A 17,262-nucleotide genomic window follows, 5' to 3' on the forward strand; every position below is an offset into this window, starting at 1 on the left:
TCTTTTATCTAGAAAAATTCGGAATAGGGGGACATGCTCCCTATCCGCCTCGTGCGATTACGGGTTTACTTTTGTTTTAAATTGTTGCTGGCCGTCCTTATATTCGAGAATCGTAGCTGACTTCACTGGATCATGGTTTTTATCTAGCGTCAATGTTCCCGAGACAAGAGAGAGGTCTTTCGTTTTCGCAAGCGCGTCTTTAATTTTTTCTGGATCTGCGCTTCCAGCGCGTTTGATGGCATCAGCGAGAAAATATGCCGTGTCATATCCAAGCGCGCTGAAGGCATCTGGAGATTTATTGTATTTCGCCTTGAATGCTTTTACAAAATCTTGAATTTTTTGATCTGGGTCATTGGAAGAATAGTGGTTCGTAATAAACGTATTGTTCAATGGATCCTTGCCGGCGATTTCCACTAATTTAGGCGAATCCCATCCGTCGCCGCCCATAATCGGTGCATTAATGCCAAGTTCACGCGCCTGTTTTACGATAAGACCTACTTCTTCGTAATAACCAGGCAAGAAAATGAATTCTGGATTAGCCGATTTAATGCGGGTAAGCGTGGCACGGAAGTCCGTGTCTTTAGCAACGTAAGCTTCTTCCGCTACAATTTTGCCGCCTTCTTTTTCAAACGCTTTTTTAAACGCTGCGGAAAGACCCTTCGAATAGTCGCTGGAACTATCAATCAGCACCGCTGCAGTTTTCACTTTTAAATCATTGATCGCGAATTTTGCGGCAACTGTCCCTTGGAAAGGATCAATAAAACATGTCCGGAATACAAAATCGTTTACTTTGCCATTTTTATTCGTAATCGTAGGGTTTGTTCCCGTTGGCGTAATTAACGGAACTTTGTTGTCTTGGGCCACTTGGACTTGCGCTAGCGTATTGGTGCTCGTTGCGGCGCCGATAATCGCTGCTACCTTGTCCTGGCTGACGAGCTTGATCGCGCCGTTCGTCGCTTCGGCTGCATCCGATTTGTTATCTACCTTCACAAGCTTCAGTTTTTTGCCATTAATCCCTTCTTTGTTGATTTCTTCAAAAGCAAGTTCTAATCCTTCGGCGATCGATTGCCCATATGAAGCTACCCCACCAGACAATTCAAGATTGGCGCCGATTTTAATCATATCGCCGCCTCCTCCGCTGCCGCCAGAGGTGCCGCTCGTCTCCTTCTCTCCTCCACATCCTGCCATGACGCCAGCAGTTAATGCCAGTGATAGAAAAATACTTGCTAATCCTTTTTTCTTCATTCTTTGTCCCCCCACAATAATTTTTCGGAAAATTCAGTTTTGGATGAGCGCACGTCTCCTCTTCTTCCCCCACATCCTTTCTAAATATTTTCCTAAATAACATAATAATAAAACTATTCCCAATTTAATATAATATTACAAAATTTTTTGTCCCCCGTCTAGGTGTTTTCTTCTGTAAATTAAAAAGCTGTTTTGCAGATGAATTGTCTATCAGCAAAACAGCTTAATAAAAACAGCAAACAATAACGTTTTTTATATATAATTTTTCGTTTTTGCTGCAAAAAACAACAAATCAATCTCCATATCCACGGCCAATAGATGATTAATGGGATGGCACATGTAAAGAAGGACCAACATTTCCACCGTTATTATAAAATTGAGGAACCTCTCCTGGAAGCACATGCATCGCGATCGGAATGTCCGTGGTAACCGTTGCGACTTTAGAGGCAAACGGAATCACTACTTGAATATCAACGGAAACGTGAATATCGACTTCAATTAATGCGCTGTTGATACCAAATGGTTTGATTTCCTTCGTTACCTCGGATGCTACATTGCCAATGACTTGAAACTGCACGGGAATACGCGGGCCAAGATTGCCAAGAAGCGAATTGTTCGTGACTTGGCCAAAAGGAATATAGTAAATAATCCCTCTGCTTTCTCCTTTTCCGGATTCTACCTCGGGAAGCACAAGCCTTTCAATTCTCCCTTCTGTTGCCGCCTTTAAGCTTTCCATCACGTAATCGTCCGTCCTTGCCAAAATTCGGTTTATAACAGCAGTGTTAAAATCGACAGAAGCAATTTTGCCATTAGCATCTTTTTGCACGACGACCAAATCGTTTATCTCTTGATTTTCTTTTAAAAATTGCTGTTCGATCGCATTATTAATCACTAAATTAGCAATCCGTTTCGTTTCCGTTTCGGCAATTTCCATTAAAACTGGTTCAATGCTTTTATTGACAATCCAAAGACTAAGAGCGGTAGAAAACATAAAAAACACAAACGTCAGCAAAAACACATAGCGAAACGGAAGCGGTCCTCTTCTTAACAAACGGGGACGAGCGGAAAATCTAGGCAAAATAAAATCCCTCCTTTACAAGCTATATGTATGCTTGAAAGGAAGGGGATAAAGCCAATTGTTATATAATTTTTTACCGCATCTTCAACAAAGCATCTTTTCCTTTCATACCGACCGTAATTCCCAGCTCTTCGGCAGCCACCGTCACCGATTCTAAAGGCGCTTCAAGCAACTGTTCAATCGTGCGGACCCCGACCGCCCTTCCAGCCACAATTCCGCGGTCGCGCAATTTCTCGTTCAGTAACGCCACATCAAGCGCTCCACACATAATGTACCCTTTTTCACTCGCTACAGCAAGCAAATTGGTTTTCGGCAATTGGACAGAAATAGCGATAAATGGATAACCGTCGATCATCATCGGTGTTACGTGAATCATGATAACATCACGCTCCTTTCCCTACTTCAATGTATGAAGCAGAGAAAGATGTGTGCCTATTTCTCTTTCGCCAATTTCCATGCCAACACGTCCCGTAAAAACTCGGGCATGTAATATTTCTTTTTCGGAGCGTGCCGGATTTGCGGATAAAAATGGCCGATCGTAAACATATCGATCGTGGCCACCTCATATAATTGTTCCGGATTTAACGGCTCGCCATTAATCGTAATGCGACGGATATGTTCCGCACCATCTTCTTTTCTTTCCGTCTCGAGCTCAACCCCGTCATAAACCATTTGCCCCATCACTTTGCCGCGAAAACCAAATCCTTTAAATTGTAAGTATTTCATTCTTTCGGTATTTGCTTGTAAAATAATCTCCTTTAATTCCGCGCCACGCAGCTGAACTTTGCAAGGGTTGATCGGATGTGGGCAAATGCGGTGCAAATCTTTTCTAGTGACTATTCCTTTCGGAAGCGGCTCTAACAGAACTCCCGCATTCACCATGCCAATTTCCGCATCGCACCATTCTTTTAATGCTGAAGCGAGCAATTTTGCAAACGGAGACGGCGAAAACCATTGCAACGGCAAGTCTTCCTTTAGCTCAGCAATTTGTTCTGCTTCCAGCTTTTCTAGACTTTGCTGCTCTAGTATGGATAAAGTGCGCTGCATTTGCTCCCAATCCGGCAAATCCCCCACATCTACTACGGTCGCTAACGTTTCATATGTATGGCCGTTTTCCTCGATTTCCAGCTTTACTATCCCAATATATTTCCCATATTTTCCAGCTGCACATAGCAACGTATTATTAATTCTTTTTCCTTCTGGAAACAAGTGATGCGTATGGCCACCCAGAATAATGTCAATGTCCGGCATGGTCTTTGCAATTTTTTCATCCTCATGGATGCCTAAATGCGATAATAAAATGACAAGATCGGCTTGTTTTTTGACTTCTGCCGCAATGTTCTCGAGCATTTCAAGCGGCGGTGCCACTTTCCAGCCAAGCAGCTCATAAGATTCGGCGAAACAAGCCGTGACACCAATAACGCCGATGCGAAATGCATCGGAAATCGGAATGATCGAATAGGGGCGCACCCATGAAGGGCGGGTGCCGTCTTTGTGAAATAAATTGGCGACAAGCACGGAGAAACGAGCGTTTTCATACAGCGTGTTTAAATCTTCGTAATCAAGGGTAATTCCTTCATTATTTCCGATTGTTACCGCATCATACTGAAGTGCATTAAGTAAATCGACATTCGCTTTTCCCCTTGTCGCCTCGGTAATCGGGTGGAAACGGTCGATAAAATCGCCGATGTCAAACAACAACATCGTCTCATTCCGTTGCTGATGTTTCCGTCTTTGCTCAGCCAAAAAATAGGAAATTTGCGGCCAATGCTCAAAATGGCTATGCACATCATTCGTATGATATACATATACTGTCCGTTTCAATGGGCGTCCTCCTCTTATGAAAAGCTTTCGTAAATAAGTCGAATTCCTAAAAGAACAAGCACAATCCGCAAAACGATAACGACAGTTTTGCTGCGCAGCCGCTTATTAATAAATGCACCCGTTTTCGCTCCAAACCAAACCCCCGGAATTAAGGCGAGCGCAAATAACCATTGTACGTTTCCCATAAACACATGTGTAAGCGAGCTAACCAATGAAGATAAAAAGATCATAAACATCGAAGTCGCAACGGCAACGTGAGGCGGGAAGAGAAACAATATCATCATTGCCGGCACCATTAGCGAACCGCCGCCAATACCAAACATGCCGCCGAAAAAGCCAACGACAAAGGAGATGGCAATAGCGACAAACGGATGATACCCATACGTCACCGTTTCTCCTTCATTCGTTACATACGTGCGGGTAATGGGAAACGCCTTCCGCTCTGAACTCCTCGCATTATTTTTGTTAAAAGATAAAAAGAACGATACAGCCACTAAAAAAAGGCCAAAATATAAAGAAAAGTGCTGCAAGCTTAATATATTATTTACCCATGCGCCAATGATCGCCCCCGGACCGCTTCCAATAAAAAATAAAAGCCCGCTTTGATAATCGACCATTTTTTCCTTCATATACGACAAGGTCGACGACAGCCCATTGAAAATAATAACAACGAGTGAAGTGCCGACCGCCAACTGCGGAGTCACGTGCGGCAGCCAATGTATCGCGCTTAAAAACAACAGAGATGGCACAATAATCACGCCGCCGCCTAAACCGACTAAGCTACCGATCGTTCCTGCTAAAAAACCGACAATGACTAACAGCGCATATTCCATATCGTTCATCCCCAATATTAAAATAAATCAAGCTGTCGTGGTGCTAAATCCGTATATTCAATGCCAAGCAAACGGATCAATTGTTTCGCATTATCCGCCGCATCTCCGCCAGAGTTGTTGTTAAACAGCACATAAATATTTTTCGTCTTCGTTTTTAACATTTCGATGTGGCTGACCCACTCGCGCAGCTCTTCTTCACGATATCGGTACAAATATCGAACCGCGCGCCAGTTTTCCCCGCCTGTCGCCTTATTCCACCCATGGATGTTGCGGCCATGGAAACGAATGAGCGTTTTTTCCGCATCCGTCGGATAGAGAACGGTCGGAATCGATCCTTCCCCCGCCTGCGGTTCGTCACAAATGCTATGAATCCATCCTTCCTCTTTCATAAATTGCAACGTCTTTGCATAATAACGGGGAGAAAACCAGGAACGGTGGCGAAACTCCAGTGCTGCCGGGATGTTTTTCATTTTCGCCTTGCACCAGCGTAAATACGCGACATGCTCGCGGCGGCAATCAAACCAAGGCGGGAATTGAAACAACACCATCGCTAGTTTTCCCGACTGAATAAACGGTTCAATCGAATCCAAAAACGCGGCAAACATCTCTTCTTTGTCGGCATATGGAATCGGGCCGCGTTCATGCCCTGTCATCCCCTGATACGCCTTTACAACAAATTGGAACGAAGAAGGTGTTTCGCGAATCCACTTTTCGACATTTTGCCGTGGCTGAATCGCATAAAAGTAAGAATCGACTTCTACCGTTGGGAAATGCGCCGCATATTCCTGCAGCTTATCTTTTGCGGCAAGTCCAGGAGGATATAGGCTGTCATGATCTCCCCAGCCTGTCAATCCTATATAAATCATATGTATCACCTTAGATCATACGCTACTGTCAAGACCGATTATTTTTTGGCTTTAACACTTATTTTTATTTTAACTATATCACAATGGCAAAAAATTTGAGAACAACGGAATATTATTACAGCAAGAAATAGAGAAAACCATCCATTCGCCATAGGCAAATGGATGGTTTCGCTAAACGGCATTAACCGATAGAACCTTCCATTTCGAACTTAATGAGTCGGTTCATTTCGACCGCATATTCCATCGGAAGCTCTCTTGTAAACGGCTCAATGAAGCCCATGACAATCATTTCTGTCGCTTCCTGTTCAGAAATGCCGCGGCTCATGAGATAGAACAGTTGCTCCTCCGATACTTTCGATACTTTCGCTTCATGCTCGAGCGAAATATTGTCATTTAAAATTTCATTATACGGAATCGTATCCGATGTCGATTGGTTATCAAGAATCAGCGTATCGCACTCAATGTTCGAGCGCGCCCCCGACGCTTTGCGGCCAAAGTGCACCATTCCGCGATATGTTACTTTTCCGCCTTGTTTCGAAATCGATTTTGATACGATTGTCGACGAGGTGTTTGGAGCAAGGTGAATCATTTTCGCCCCTGCGTCTTGGTGCTGTCCTTTTCCGGCAATTGCGATCGATAGCGTTAAACCACGGGCGCCTTCTCCTTTTAGGATGACAGCTGGATATTTCATTGTTAATTTCGAGCCGATATTGCCGTCAATCCATTCCATCGTCGCGTTTTCCTCACAGACAGCCCGTTTGGTAACCAGATTAAATACGTTGTTTGCCCAGTTTTGAATCGTCGTATAACGACAATATGCGCCTTTTTTAACAATAATTTCAACGACCGCGCTATGAAGCGAGTTTGTGGTATAAATTGGCGCCGTACATCCTTCGACGTAGTGAACGTGCGCCCCTTCATCGACGATAATCAGCGTGCGTTCAAATTGCCCCATATTTTCCGAATTAATGCGGAAGTACGCTTGCAGCGGCGTTTCCACTTTGACTCCTTTCGGGACGTAAATGAACGAGCCACCCGACCATACGGCTGAGTTTAACGCAGCAAATTTATTATCGGTAGGAGGCACAACTTTGGCAAAATATTCACGGAATAAATCTTCATTTTCTTTCAATGCCGAGTCCGTATCTTTAAAGATGACTCCCAGTTTTTCCAAATCTTCTTTCATATTGTGGTATACCACTTCTGATTCGTATTGCGCCGATACGCCGGCTAAATATTTTTGTTCAGCTTCAGGAATCCCCAGCTTATCGAACGTTGCTTTAATTTCCGCCGGCACTTCATCCCAAGAACGGCCCGATTTTTCTGTTGGTTTTACGTAATACGTAATTTCGTCAAAATCTAAGCTCGATAAATCGCCACCCCATTGCGGCATCGGTTTGCTATAGAAAATATCTAACGCTTTTAAGCGGAATTCCAGCATCCATTGCGGTTCATTTTTCATGCGGGAGATTTCTTCGACCACTTCCCGTGTCAATCCGCGCTCCGCGCGGAATACCGATACGTCTTTATCGACGAACCCATACTTATATTCGCCGATTTCTGGCGCTTTCTTTGCCATGCGCTTTCACTCTCCTTTTTTCTCCTTGCCATTAATGATGCTGATGCAACCCTTTCTCCATTGCCTTCCACGCCAACGTAGCGCATTTAATGCGGGCAGGAAACTTGGAAACGCCTTGCAACGCTTCGATATCGCCCAAATCGACCGAGCTATCATATTTTTTCCCCTGTATCATCTCGGAAAAGATATTGGCTAGCTTTAATGCTTCTTCCACTGTTTTTCCTTTAATCGCCTGTGTCATCATCGACGCTGATGACATCGAAATCGAACAGCCTTCTCCCTCAAATTTCACATCGGCAATTTTCCCGTCTTCTACTTTCATCGTTAAATGAATACGGTCACCGCAGGTCGGGTTATTCATATTGATATCGACACTGTTTCCTTCTAGAACACCGCGATTTCTCGGATTTTTATAATGATCCATAATAACTTGTCGATAAAGCTGATCTAAAGGATTATTAAAAGACATGGCCAAAATACTCCTTCGTTTTCTGTAATGCAACGACAAGCTGATCAATTTCTTCTTTTGTATTGTAGAGATAAAAACTTGCCCGCGCTGTCGCGGTTACATTCAGCCATTTCATCAACGGCTGCGCGCAATGGTGGCCGGCGCGGATAGCGATGCCTTCCGCATCAAGAACGGTTGCTACATCGTGCGGATGAACGCCGTCTATATTAAACGTAACCAATCCGCCCCGTTGTTTCGGACCATAAATGGTCAGCCCGTCTATAGCAGACATTCGTTCTAACGCATATTGCGCCAGTTCATGCTCATGGGCGGCAATATGATCTAATCCGACATCTTCAAGGAAATCAATCGCCGCGCCTAAGCCGATTGCTCCGGCAATAATCGGCGTGCCTCCTTCGAATTTCCAAGGAAGCTCTTTCCATGTCGAATCATACAATTCAACAAAATCAATCATTTCCCCGCCAAATTCTACCGGCTCCATCCGCTCTAATAAATCTCTTTTACCATATAATACGCCAATTCCGGTCGGACCGCACATTTTATGCCCAGAAAGCGCTAGAAAATCACAATCAAGATCTTGAACGTCAATTTTCATATGCGGGGCGCTTTGCGCGGCGTCCACCACAACAACCGCCCCATGTTGATGGGCGATTCGTGCAATATCTTTGATTGGGTTAATCGTTCCTAACACGTTGGACACGTGGGCAACAGCAACGATTTTCGTGTTTGCCGTCACCGTTGCTTCTACATCTTTTATATCGATGGTTCCATCCGCTTGAAGCGGAATATATTTTAATGTGGCCCCTGTCTGTTTGGCTGCCTGCTGCCACGGAATCAAATTGCTATGATGCTCCATATACGTAATGACAATTTCATCGCCTTCCTGCAAATTGGCGCGGCCATAGCTGGCGGCAACGATATTTAACGCTGCTGTCGTCCCTCTTGTAAAGATCACTTCCTGAGCAGACTTAGCGTTAATAAATCGCCGCACTTTTTCCCGGGCCCCTTCGTACGCATCTGTCGCCTTTGTGCCAAGCGTATGCACGCCGCGATGGACATTGGAATTGTATTGACGGTAATATTGATCGAGCGCCTCAATGACAGGAAGCGGTTTTTGCGACGTCGCTGCATTATCAAGGTATACGAGCGGCTTGCCGTTCACTTCTTGGTCTAAAATAGGAAACAGTTTCCGTATCTCTTTTACATTCATGATTGAACTTTCCTTTCAATAACTTCAATCAATTGTTTTTTCACGCTTTCAATTGGAATCGCCTCAACAACCGGAGCTAAAAATCCGTGAATAATGAGGTGCTCCGCTTCACGTCTTGGAATACCGCGGCTCATTAAATAGTATAACTGTATTGGGTCCACTCGTCCGACTGATGCCGCGTGACCTGCCATCACATCATTTTCATCGATCAATAAAATCGGGTTGGCATCGCCGCGCGCTTTTTCACTTAGCATCAAGACGCGCGATTCTTGCTGGGCGTTCGATTTCGAAGCTCCGTGTTCAATTTTGCCGATCCCGTTAAAAATCGATGTCGCGCTGTCTCTCACCACGCCGTGTTTTAAAATGTAGCCTTCCGTATGTTTTCCGTAGTGTACGACGCTCGTCGTAAAGTTTTGCACTTGCTCCCCGCGGCTGACAACAACCGTTTTCGTATCGCCAAACGAACCATCGCCAATTAAGCGGGTGACGTTTTCGGAAACTGTATTGCCGTCGTTCATTAAGCCGAGCGCCCATTCGATGCGGCCATCGCGTGCCGCAATGCCACGGCGATTGACGTACGTTGTAACCCCTTTTGCCAAGTTATCGACAGCGGCGAAAAATACGCGGGCGTTTGTATTGGCAAACACTTCGGCGACAATATTGACAACTGCTTTGCTCGTTTCTTTCGTGGAAATATAGTTTTCCACATAAATAACACGGCTATTATCTTCCACAACGACAATGACATGATTAAATAACGCGATATCATCGTTTTCTTGAATATATACCGCTTGCAGTGGAACATCGACTTCGACGTTTTTCGGCACGTAGACAAACACGCCACCATTTAACAACGCGGCATGCAATGCTGTTAAACGATGCTCGTCTACCTTGACGCCGTCTTTCATCAAATATTTTTGCAGCAGCTCTCCATGTTCGCGCGCCGCGGTGAAAATATCGGTGAAAATGACGCCTTTTGCTCTCAAGTCATCCGATAAAGATAGATACGCAGGAGTATGGTCGCGCTGCACATATAAGTTTTTCGTTTCCTCTCCTGCTTCAATCAGCGCTTTTACCGGCTCAGGCAATTCGTCTAACGAAGCATATGGCGCGCTTTCAACAACATGATTGGCAAATTGGGTGAAGTTCCATTTGTCGATTTTCGTTTTATCCGGATTCGGCAGCGGCAGCTCTTCTGCTTTGGTAAGAGCTTGTAAGCGAAGCTGTAACAGCCAGTCCGGTTCACCGCGCCCGCTAGAGAACGCGCGCACATATTGTTGGTCGAATGGTATTTTTGTTTCCGTCGTCATAATATTCCTCCTAACGCTTACGCTTCTTGCTCAACCGTTTCGTCTTCGATGCCAAGTTCCTTTTTAATCCAGTCGTATCCTTCCGCCTCTAGACGTTGCGCCAATTCCGGGCCGCCGGATTTCACAATGCGCCCTTGCATCATGACATGCACATAATCCGGTGTAATGTAGTTTAATAAGCGCTGATAGTGCGTAATGATCAGACAGCCAAATTCGCTGCTGCGCATTTCATTAATGCCTTTGGCAACAATTTTTAACGCGTCAATGTCAAGACCGGAGTCAATCTCGTCCAAAATCGCGATTTTTGGCTCGAGCATCATTAACTGTAAAATTTCGTTGCGTTTTTTCTCCCCGCCCGAGAATCCTTCGTTCAAATAACGATGCGCCATATCTGGATTCATTTCCAGGAACGCCATTTTTTCATCCAACTTGCGGATAAATTTCATTAACGAAATTTCATTGCCTTCGCCAAGACGGGCATTAATGGCGGCACGCAGGAAATCAGCGTTTGTTACCCCGCTAATTTCGCTTGGATATTGCATCGCCAAAAACAAACCAGCGCGCGCTCTTTCGTCCACTTCCATTTCTAGCACGTTTTGCCCGTCTAATGTAATGCTGCCTTGTGTCACTTCATATTTTGGATGCCCCATAATCGCGGACGATAACGTCGATTTTCCTGTCCCGTTCGGACCCATGATTGCGTGAATTTCTCCGCCTTTTACTTCCAGATTCACGCCTTTTAAAATTTCTTTTCCTTCTACCGATACGTGAAGATCTTTAATTGTCAACACTGCCATGCAGAATACCTCCAATTTTCGCTGAAAATGTATGTAATCAGTATACCACTGATTTTCTTGCCTTCCATTCTCATTTTATTCTCATTACAATCTTATAACAAATGAAAAGTATTAGCAACCTTTTGAACACAATCTCACTATGTTCATAGTGAAAATTATTATAATTGCTGATTACGTTTTACGCGAACGGCATATTGTTTGCGTTCAATCAACTTAGATTAAAAAAATTGGCATCGCTAACGAATTTTTCAGACGCTATAAAAAAGACTCCTATGTCGGAGTCTTTTAATGGGTTTGGGATAATTCGCGAATGCATTCTTGCACTAGCGTTACCGCTTGGCTCATCGCCGCGCCGCCGGCAAATGCCGCCGCTACCCCACACGCTTCTAAAATTTCTTGTTCCGAAGCCCCTTCGTCTAAACAGCCTTTCGTATGGTAAATCGTGCAATATTCATCTTGCGTAGCAAGGCTGATTCCCAAAGCAATAAGCTGTTTTTCTTTTTTTGATAACGCGCCGGCTTCAAAACAAGCTTCGGTGAAAGCATTGAAGCTGCTAGCAATTTCGGGGAGCTTTTGCGTAAACACGCCAATTCCCTCTTTATAATGGCGAAGAGCCGTTTCAACCGACGTATGTTGTTGCTGGTTCACTCCTTAACACCTCTCTCAATAAATTATATCGGTGTTAGTATGTGTCAATTGCCCAACGGCTAAACCGTGGGCGTGCAACTAGCCTAATTGGCTGCCGCGTTCGGCTGGTTGACCGCAGCCCTGTGGATATTTTCCACAGCCACGTTGTCGACAGGGGCAGCGTGCCCACAAGCGCGACAATAAAATTGTCCTCTTGACGGCCTGTTTTCTTTGGCAACATGTCCGCAAATCGGACAGGTGCGGGAAGTATTCTTCGGATGAACCAATACCACCCGAACGCCAGCGATCGCTGCTTTAACTCCATAAACTTTCTCAACTGATAAAAAGACCGAGAAGAGTGTTGACGATGCTGTTGCTAGTAGCAAAGCCGATGGATTTTCGTTTTGGAAAAGGTTCTAAAGCGAAAAGCAATCTCGCTAATATAGTTGCAAGCTTGGTTAAACCGTTTCATCGTTTCCAGCAACGCATGGAATTGTTCAGGGGTTGACGCTAATTTTATCTTGAGAGTGCAGTGCATTCTTCATTCACCTGTTTTTCTAAATTCATTATACTTATATTGAATAAATAATTCAGTATATATTGAAAATAGGAAAAATCCACCTTCCTCCCACAGCTAAAGCCGTGGGCTTCCGGCGGGTGTTCTCGTGAAGGAAAAAGGAATTAAAATATAGACGAATGGAAGGGAAACAAATGGGAAAATGGATTTCCATATTCCTCATGATGATTATTATCTCTACCTTGTTATTTTTCTTGGTAGGGGCATTGTTGGAAGACGCGCAACCAACCGATATTGTTACCATCGTTATTTCGCTTCAATGCTCTTTGATCATTACGCTGCTGATCGCCATTCTCGAAAAGCTGCCAAAAAAGAAATAACGGAAGCGAATCGCTTCCGTTATTTTTATTGTGCCGCTGGAATGACAGCACCTTTATATTCTTTTTTAATAAAGTCTTGAATTTCTTTCGACTGCAGCACTTCGACAAGCGTTTTAATTTCTTTGCGGTTTTCATCGCCTTTACGTACAGCGATAATATTGACATATGGGTTGTTTTTCGGCGACTCGATAGCAATCGGGTCTTTTGCAGGGTCCAAGCCAGCATCTAGCGCGTAGTTCGCGTTAATCACGACTGCATCGCCTTCGCCGTTTTTATAAATTTGCGGCAGCATTCCCGCATCAACATCTGTTTTAAATTTTAAATGTTTCGGATTCTCGACAATGTCTTTCACCGTAGCTTTTGTTTTGTCCACGCCGTCTTTTAACTTAATCAATCCTTTTTCTTGCAGCATCGATAAAATGCGGCCATGGTCGGCAACCGAGTTGCTCATGATGATCGTCGCGCCGTCTGGTAATTCTTCAAGGCTTTTATATTTTTTTGAATAAATACCGATTGGCTCAATATGAATGCCGCCAGCGTTGACGAAGTCATATCCGTGTTCTTTTTTCTGCGATTCCAAATATGGAATGTGTTGGAAATAGTTCGCGTCAATTTCTTTATCCGCCAACGCTTTGTTTGGCAATACATAATCTTGGAATGTAACAATTTTTAAGTCAATGCCTTTTTTTCTTAAAATCGGTTTTGCTTGTTCTAAAATTTCGGCATGCGGAACATTGGAAGCTCCAACGACTAATTTCGTTAATTTTCCTTCTTTTTTGCCGTCAGCAGCGTTGTTATTGCCTCCGCATGCTGCCAATGCCAATACAAGAACGGCGGCAAATAATGCACTAATCCATTTTTTCATATCGATTTCCCCCTTTTTATCGCTTATCTATTTTGGAAGTGACAAAGTCACCGATAAACTGAATGACAAAAACAATCACTAAAACAAGAACAGTGGCGACAAACGTGACATCGTTATGATTGCGCTGGAACCCCTCCAAATAGGCCAAATTTCCAAGGCCGCCGGCGCCGACAACTCCTGCCATCGCCGTATACCCAACTAAAGCGATAGCCGTTACGGTAATTCCGGACACAAGTGCAGGCAGTGACTCTGGAAGCAGCACTTTCCAAATAATTGTTGCCGTTGATGCCCCCATTGCTTTCGCCGCTTCAATAACACCTTTGTCAATTTCGCGGAGCGCAATTTCCACCATTCTCGCGTAAAATGGCGCCGCTCCGATAATGAGCGCCGGCAGCGCGGCGTTGGCACCAAGAATCGTTCCAACCAACAATTTCGTAAATGGGATTAACAAAATAATTAATATAATAAATGGAATGGAACGGAAAATATTGACGATAGCAGCAATGATCATATTCGCCAGACGGTTCTCCCAGAGGTTTCCTTTTGACGTTAAAAACAAAAGCAGGCCAAGAATCGTTCCTAATATAAATGTCGCCACAACGGCGATTCCCGTCATGTAAAGCGTCTCGACCGTAGCCGCCCAAATCATATCCCACTCTACGTTCGGTAAGAGGTTAGCGAGCATCCGTAATCACCTCCACCGCCACTTGCTGCTGGCGAATATAATCGATCGCGCGGGCCACTTCCTCTTTTTCCCCATCTATATGAACAAACAGCACACCGTAGGCGCCTTGATGAGTTTGTGAAATTTTCCCTTGTAAAATATTTGCATCCACTTGAAACTGGCGCACAACATTGGCAATCAGCGGCTGTTCCGCAGCCTCCCCGACGAACGTCAATTGGATAACCGTTCCGTTCGGATATTTATCAAGCAGATGGGTAATCGTTTCTTTTGTTTCCTCCGGTTCAACAACTTGCCGCACAAATCGTTTCGTAATCTCTTGTTTTGGCTGCCGGAACACTTGCAGCACTTCGCCTTGCTCGACAATTTTTCCGTTCTCCATCACTGCGACGCGATCGCAAATTTTGCGAATCACGTGCATTTCATGGGTAATTAATACGATCGTCAATCCTAAACGTTTATTAATATCCACCAAAAGTTCCAAAATGGAATCAGTTGTCTGCGGGTCTAGCGCGGATGTAGCCTCATCGCACAATAACACTTTTGGATTGTTTGCTAACGCACGCGCGATGCCAACGCGCTGCTTTTGCCCGCCGCTCAGCTGTGACGGGTAAGCATGTTCTCTTCCTTGCAGCCCGACAAGCTGAATTAGCTCATCGACCCGCTTTTTCCGCTTTTCCTTCGGGATACCAGCAATTTCTAACGGAAAGGCAATATTTTCATGAACAGTTCTTGACCATAGCAAATTAAAATGCTGGAAAATCATCCCGATTTCCTGGCGAGCCTTTCGCAATTCTTTTCCTTTAATATTAGCCATATCCCGTCCGGCAACAATGACTTTGCCGCTTGTCGGTTTTTCCAATCCGTTAAGAAGACGGATGAGCGAGCTTTTCCCCGCGCCGCTATATCCGATAATTCCAAAAATTTCCCCTTCTTTAATTTGTAAAGAAACATGATCGACTGCAGTGACCGATCCGTTTGCCGCTTCATATATTTTCGTCACATTTTCCAATGTAATCATGCACATTTTCACCTTCCTTCATCTAGCAGAGCAGCCGTTCCAAAAAGAAAACCTTTCTGCTCGAAGAGAACAGAAAGGTAATCATTACCATTCCGTCTCTTATCTCCCAAAGCAGACGCTTTGTGTGAATTGGCACCATTTCAGCACATGTGCTGACGGTTGCCGGGCTTCATTGGGCACATCCCTCCACCTCTCTTGATAAGAGCGCAACAATCATATTATTCAATTACAAATCTTCAATTAATTACAAATTAATTTACGAATGTGATTGTATCATCTTATGTCGAATCATGTCAACAAAAAAATTTTTCTCCCATATTTTTCAGCAATCTTACTTTTATGATGAAACGGAAATATTCAAAGTAATCCACGTCGCAGCGGCAATGGTCTGCTCTAAATCCTCAATTCATTCATTGATGTTTTCCAATCCCAACAGACGACCAAATCCTCTGTTCCCCCCTTGATTTGTAATAAAAACTCTCTCTTGTCAGGGAGAGAAGGGGGACATGTTTTTGATCTTTTCGAGCTGTCTAGGTTCCTGGAATTAGCACCGTGTTAGGAAAATCGATTGCAGGATTGCACCGGGCACCCTCTCCGCCTTTTGTAATCAAAGTTTTTTCTGAATGGCAGCACTATTTTCTGCGCCTACGAATTTTTTGCATAGGAAATTATGTGAAACATTATTTAACAAACATATCGATATGGCTTGGCTAAGTGAAGCAATGACTCCAACAATAACATATGCCGGAAACTTCCGGAAATACACACTTCTTTCAGACGAATTTGCTGCTGCAATTTCATCCTTCCGCTTAATAGCGATTCCAATGCTTCTTTTGACCCGCGCACCGTTAATACCCGCCGCTCGTCTACTTCCGCTTTTGGGCTGATTTGATGTTTTGAAATGGCCACGACTGCTGTTTCCGTTTCGCACTCAAAGCGAACGTACAGCTCTTCTTCCGGTAAAATCGGCAATAGATGATTTAATGTTTGCATTCGTTCGGCAAGTTGGCTGACTAGTTCACGCATATTCATTTTATCCGCCTCCCCTTTGTTTCATTTATTTCCATATGAGCGAAAAGAATCCTTTAGAAAAAGCTCGACAAATCATTTAGAAAAAGAACAAAATTCCCGTCATTTCCCAAGAAATATGTCAAATGGAGGCAAAACAACTGCTGTTTTCAACGCGAGCGCCAAACACATCATAGGGGAGGGGAATCGTTCAAAAATCGTCGATGAACTAGTCTATCTTTGGCTTCAAAAAATCTAATGGCTGTTCGGCAACATCTCTTTTATTGTTTTATGCAAATAAGGAACAGAATGAAACGCATACCATTTTTTGACGATATTACCATGTTGAAATAAAAGAAGGCATGGAACGCTTTCAATTTTCCATGCAACCGCCCGCTTCGGTATATAATTAATATCCGTCTGGTAAAACGGAAGAAACGGAAACAATTCCTCGACTACTTCCAGCATCCGTTTGGCAAGCTGACAAGTGCCACACATCGGCGTATATAAATAAAGGCAAACCACCTCTTCATTGCGAATGACTTCATCAATCTCAAACGGCTCTATTTTTTTCATTGCTTATTCACCTTTTCAATAAATAATTCATATGCACATCAAAATTCGCACGCAATAATACTTGCGCAATATGCCAATTTGGCGCGGCTGCCACTTCGCGGTAGGCACGGTCAATATAAATATGCTCCGCTTCTGGAAACTCGCGGCGAAACTGCTTGCGTAATTTTTCGCCTGCTTCATCGGCATCGACTAATATATAAACGTCTTTATAATAAAGCTCGTCAATCAGCTCCTCCAGCCTGGCATCGCTGATTGTCCCGTTGGTGCAAATAATTTCCACCGGCTCATTTAGAATATTGGCGATTTTTTGTTTGTCAGAGCGTCCTTCGACAATAATCACTTTTTCGATTTCCGTCATAAACAATCACCTAAAGT

20 protein-coding genes and 1 riboswitch are annotated in these 17,262 nt (G+C 44.0%); of the genes, 1 reads left to right on the top strand and 19 read right to left on the bottom strand.

Annotated elements, in window-relative coordinates:
* Positions 1 to 57 precede the first annotated feature (57 nt).
* From HT574_RS05765 to HT574_RS19805, 13 genes are all read right to left on the bottom strand, one after another.
* The gene (locus HT574_RS05765) at positions 58 to 1,245 is read right to left on the bottom strand and encodes an ABC transporter substrate-binding protein (protein WP_175243854.1); all 1,188 of its coding nucleotides are present in this window, start codon (positions 1,243 to 1,245) and stop codon (positions 58 to 60) included.
* A gap of 322 nt (positions 1,246 to 1,567) precedes the next feature.
* The gene (yunB, locus tag HT574_RS05770; protein ID WP_175243855.1) at positions 1,568 to 2,323 is read right to left on the bottom strand and encodes a sporulation protein YunB; all 756 of its coding nucleotides are present in this window, start codon (positions 2,321 to 2,323) and stop codon (positions 1,568 to 1,570) included.
* A gap of 73 nt (positions 2,324 to 2,396) precedes the next feature.
* The gene (locus tag HT574_RS05775; RefSeq protein ID WP_017434780.1) at positions 2,397 to 2,699 is read right to left on the bottom strand and encodes a YunC family protein; all 303 of its coding nucleotides are present in this window, start codon (positions 2,697 to 2,699) and stop codon (positions 2,397 to 2,399) included.
* 56 nt (positions 2,700 to 2,755) lie between these two features.
* Positions 2,756 to 4,147 carry a bifunctional metallophosphatase/5'-nucleotidase gene (locus tag HT574_RS05780; RefSeq protein WP_175243856.1) on the bottom strand — a complete coding sequence of 464 codons (1,392 nt, stop codon included), beginning with the start codon at positions 4,145 to 4,147 and terminating at the stop codon, positions 2,756 to 2,758.
* Between the two features lie 14 nt (positions 4,148 to 4,161).
* Positions 4,162 to 4,980 carry a sulfite exporter TauE/SafE family protein gene (locus HT574_RS05785; protein ID WP_175243857.1) on the bottom strand — a complete coding sequence of 273 codons (819 nt, stop codon included), beginning with the start codon at positions 4,978 to 4,980 and terminating at the stop codon, positions 4,162 to 4,164.
* 17 nt (positions 4,981 to 4,997) lie between these two features.
* Positions 4,998 to 5,846 carry a DUF72 domain-containing protein gene (locus HT574_RS05790; protein ID WP_175243858.1) on the bottom strand — a complete coding sequence of 283 codons (849 nt, stop codon included), beginning with the start codon at positions 5,844 to 5,846 and terminating at the stop codon, positions 4,998 to 5,000.
* A 181-nt stretch (positions 5,847 to 6,027) separates the two neighbouring features.
* A complete protein-coding gene (gene sufB / locus HT574_RS05795; RefSeq protein ID WP_175243859.1) occupies positions 6,028 to 7,425 on the bottom strand; it encodes a Fe-S cluster assembly protein SufB in 1,398 nt (465 codons plus the stop codon).
* Between the two features lie 31 nt (positions 7,426 to 7,456).
* Positions 7,457 to 7,894: a Fe-S cluster assembly sulfur transfer protein SufU gene (gene sufU / locus HT574_RS05800; RefSeq protein WP_175243860.1), complete on the bottom strand. Its 438-nt coding sequence runs from the start codon at positions 7,892 to 7,894 to the stop codon at positions 7,457 to 7,459.
* Complete coding sequence (locus HT574_RS05805) at positions 7,884 to 9,104, bottom strand: cysteine desulfurase (protein WP_175243861.1); 1,221 nt, start codon at positions 9,102 to 9,104, stop codon at positions 7,884 to 7,886. Before HT574_RS05805 ends, sufU begins: the two co-directional genes overlap by 11 nt.
* Positions 9,101 to 10,414: a Fe-S cluster assembly protein SufD gene (gene sufD / locus HT574_RS05810; RefSeq protein ID WP_175243862.1), complete on the bottom strand. Its 1,314-nt coding sequence runs from the start codon at positions 10,412 to 10,414 to the stop codon at positions 9,101 to 9,103. The genes HT574_RS05805 and sufD overlap by 4 nt, the downstream gene beginning before the upstream one ends.
* A gap of 17 nt (positions 10,415 to 10,431) precedes the next feature.
* Entirely contained in the window at positions 10,432 to 11,211 is a 780-nt protein-coding gene (gene sufC, locus HT574_RS05815; RefSeq protein WP_017434772.1) for a Fe-S cluster assembly ATPase SufC, read from the bottom strand.
* A 285-nt stretch (positions 11,212 to 11,496) separates the two neighbouring features.
* The gene (locus tag HT574_RS05820) at positions 11,497 to 11,859 is read right to left on the bottom strand and encodes a carboxymuconolactone decarboxylase family protein (protein ID WP_175243863.1); all 363 of its coding nucleotides are present in this window, start codon (positions 11,857 to 11,859) and stop codon (positions 11,497 to 11,499) included.
* An 83-nt stretch (positions 11,860 to 11,942) separates the two neighbouring features.
* Positions 11,943 to 12,131: a zinc ribbon domain-containing protein gene (locus HT574_RS19805; protein WP_309138284.1), complete on the bottom strand. Its 189-nt coding sequence runs from the start codon at positions 12,129 to 12,131 to the stop codon at positions 11,943 to 11,945.
* Positions 12,132 to 12,549: 418 nt separating this feature from the next.
* On the opposite strand from HT574_RS19805, the gene HT574_RS05830 reads away from it, so the two are divergent.
* Positions 12,550 to 12,735, top strand: a complete 186-nt coding sequence (locus HT574_RS05830; RefSeq protein WP_175243864.1) for a hypothetical protein — start codon at positions 12,550 to 12,552, stop codon at positions 12,733 to 12,735.
* A 25-nt stretch (positions 12,736 to 12,760) separates the two neighbouring features.
* On the opposite strand, the gene HT574_RS05835 is transcribed toward HT574_RS05830, so the two are convergent.
* The 6 genes from HT574_RS05835 to HT574_RS05860 form a co-directional block, all read right to left on the bottom strand.
* The gene (locus HT574_RS05835; RefSeq protein ID WP_175243865.1) at positions 12,761 to 13,600 is read right to left on the bottom strand and encodes a MetQ/NlpA family ABC transporter substrate-binding protein; all 840 of its coding nucleotides are present in this window, start codon (positions 13,598 to 13,600) and stop codon (positions 12,761 to 12,763) included.
* Positions 13,601 to 13,616: 16 nt separating this feature from the next.
* Positions 13,617 to 14,285, bottom strand: a complete 669-nt coding sequence (locus tag HT574_RS05840) for a methionine ABC transporter permease (RefSeq protein ID WP_017434766.1) — start codon at positions 14,283 to 14,285, stop codon at positions 13,617 to 13,619.
* Positions 14,275 to 15,303 carry a methionine ABC transporter ATP-binding protein gene (locus HT574_RS05845; RefSeq protein WP_175243866.1) on the bottom strand — a complete coding sequence of 343 codons (1,029 nt, stop codon included), beginning with the start codon at positions 15,301 to 15,303 and terminating at the stop codon, positions 14,275 to 14,277. The genes HT574_RS05840 and HT574_RS05845 overlap by 11 nt, the downstream gene beginning before the upstream one ends.
* A gap of 96 nt (positions 15,304 to 15,399) precedes the next feature.
* Positions 15,400 to 15,508, bottom strand: a riboswitch (SAM riboswitch).
* A gap of 479 nt (positions 15,509 to 15,987) precedes the next feature.
* Positions 15,988 to 16,335 (bottom strand): SCP2 sterol-binding domain-containing protein, encoded by a 348-nt coding sequence (locus HT574_RS05850; protein ID WP_017434764.1) that lies wholly within the window; start codon positions 16,333 to 16,335, stop codon positions 15,988 to 15,990.
* Between the two features lie 231 nt (positions 16,336 to 16,566).
* On the bottom strand, positions 16,567 to 16,887 hold the full coding sequence (locus HT574_RS05855; RefSeq protein WP_175243867.1) for a thioredoxin family protein: 321 nt from the start codon (positions 16,885 to 16,887) through the stop codon (positions 16,567 to 16,569).
* 7 nt (positions 16,888 to 16,894) lie between these two features.
* On the bottom strand, positions 16,895 to 17,245 hold the full coding sequence (locus HT574_RS05860) for a toprim domain-containing protein (RefSeq protein WP_017434762.1): 351 nt from the start codon (positions 17,243 to 17,245) through the stop codon (positions 16,895 to 16,897).
* Positions 17,246 to 17,262 lie beyond the last annotated feature (17 nt).

The organism is Parageobacillus sp. VR-IP, assembly GCF_013357975.1.
GTDB lineage: Bacteria > Bacillota > Bacilli > Bacillales > Anoxybacillaceae > Saccharococcus > Saccharococcus caldoxylosilyticus.

Excerpts from the sequence above, each read along its gene's own strand:
- HT574_RS05765 (WP_175243854.1), bottom strand. The coding sequence starts at position 1,245 with ATGAAGAAAAAAGGATTAGCAAGTATTTTTCTATCACTGGCATTAACT.
- HT574_RS05775 (WP_017434780.1), bottom strand. The coding sequence starts at position 2,699 with ATGATTCACGTAACACCGATGATGATCGACGGTTATCCATTTATCGCT.
- HT574_RS05785 (WP_175243857.1), bottom strand. The coding sequence starts at position 4,980 with ATGGAATATGCGCTGTTAGTCATTGTCGGTTTTTTAGCAGGAACGATC.
- HT574_RS05790 (WP_175243858.1), bottom strand. The coding sequence starts at position 5,846 with ATGATTTATATAGGATTGACAGGCTGGGGAGATCATGACAGCCTATAT.
- sufB (WP_175243859.1), bottom strand. The coding sequence starts at position 7,425 with ATGGCAAAGAAAGCGCCAGAAATCGGCGAATATAAGTATGGGTTCGTC.
- sufU (WP_175243860.1), bottom strand. The coding sequence starts at position 7,894 with ATGTCTTTTAATAATCCTTTAGATCAGCTTTATCGACAAGTTATTATG.
- HT574_RS05805 (WP_175243861.1), bottom strand. The coding sequence starts at position 9,104 with ATGAATGTAAAAGAGATACGGAAACTGTTTCCTATTTTAGACCAAGAA.
- sufD (WP_175243862.1), bottom strand. The coding sequence starts at position 10,414 with ATGACGACGGAAACAAAAATACCATTCGACCAACAATATGTGCGCGCG.
- sufC (WP_017434772.1), bottom strand. The coding sequence starts at position 11,211 with ATGGCAGTGTTGACAATTAAAGATCTTCACGTATCGGTAGAAGGAAAA.
- HT574_RS05830 (WP_175243864.1), top strand. The coding sequence starts at position 12,550 with ATGGGAAAATGGATTTCCATATTCCTCATGATGATTATTATCTCTACC.
- HT574_RS05835 (WP_175243865.1), bottom strand. The coding sequence starts at position 13,600 with ATGAAAAAATGGATTAGTGCATTATTTGCCGCCGTTCTTGTATTGGCA.
- HT574_RS05840 (WP_017434766.1), bottom strand. The coding sequence starts at position 14,285 with ATGCTCGCTAACCTCTTACCGAACGTAGAGTGGGATATGATTTGGGCG.
- HT574_RS05845 (WP_175243866.1), bottom strand. The coding sequence starts at position 15,303 with ATGATTACATTGGAAAATGTGACGAAAATATATGAAGCGGCAAACGGA.
- HT574_RS05850 (WP_017434764.1), bottom strand. The coding sequence starts at position 16,335 with ATGAATATGCGTGAACTAGTCAGCCAACTTGCCGAACGAATGCAAACA.
- HT574_RS05855 (WP_175243867.1), bottom strand. The coding sequence starts at position 16,887 with ATGAAAAAAATAGAGCCGTTTGAGATTGATGAAGTCATTCGCAATGAA.
- HT574_RS05860 (WP_017434762.1), bottom strand. The coding sequence starts at position 17,245 with ATGACGGAAATCGAAAAAGTGATTATTGTCGAAGGACGCTCTGACAAA.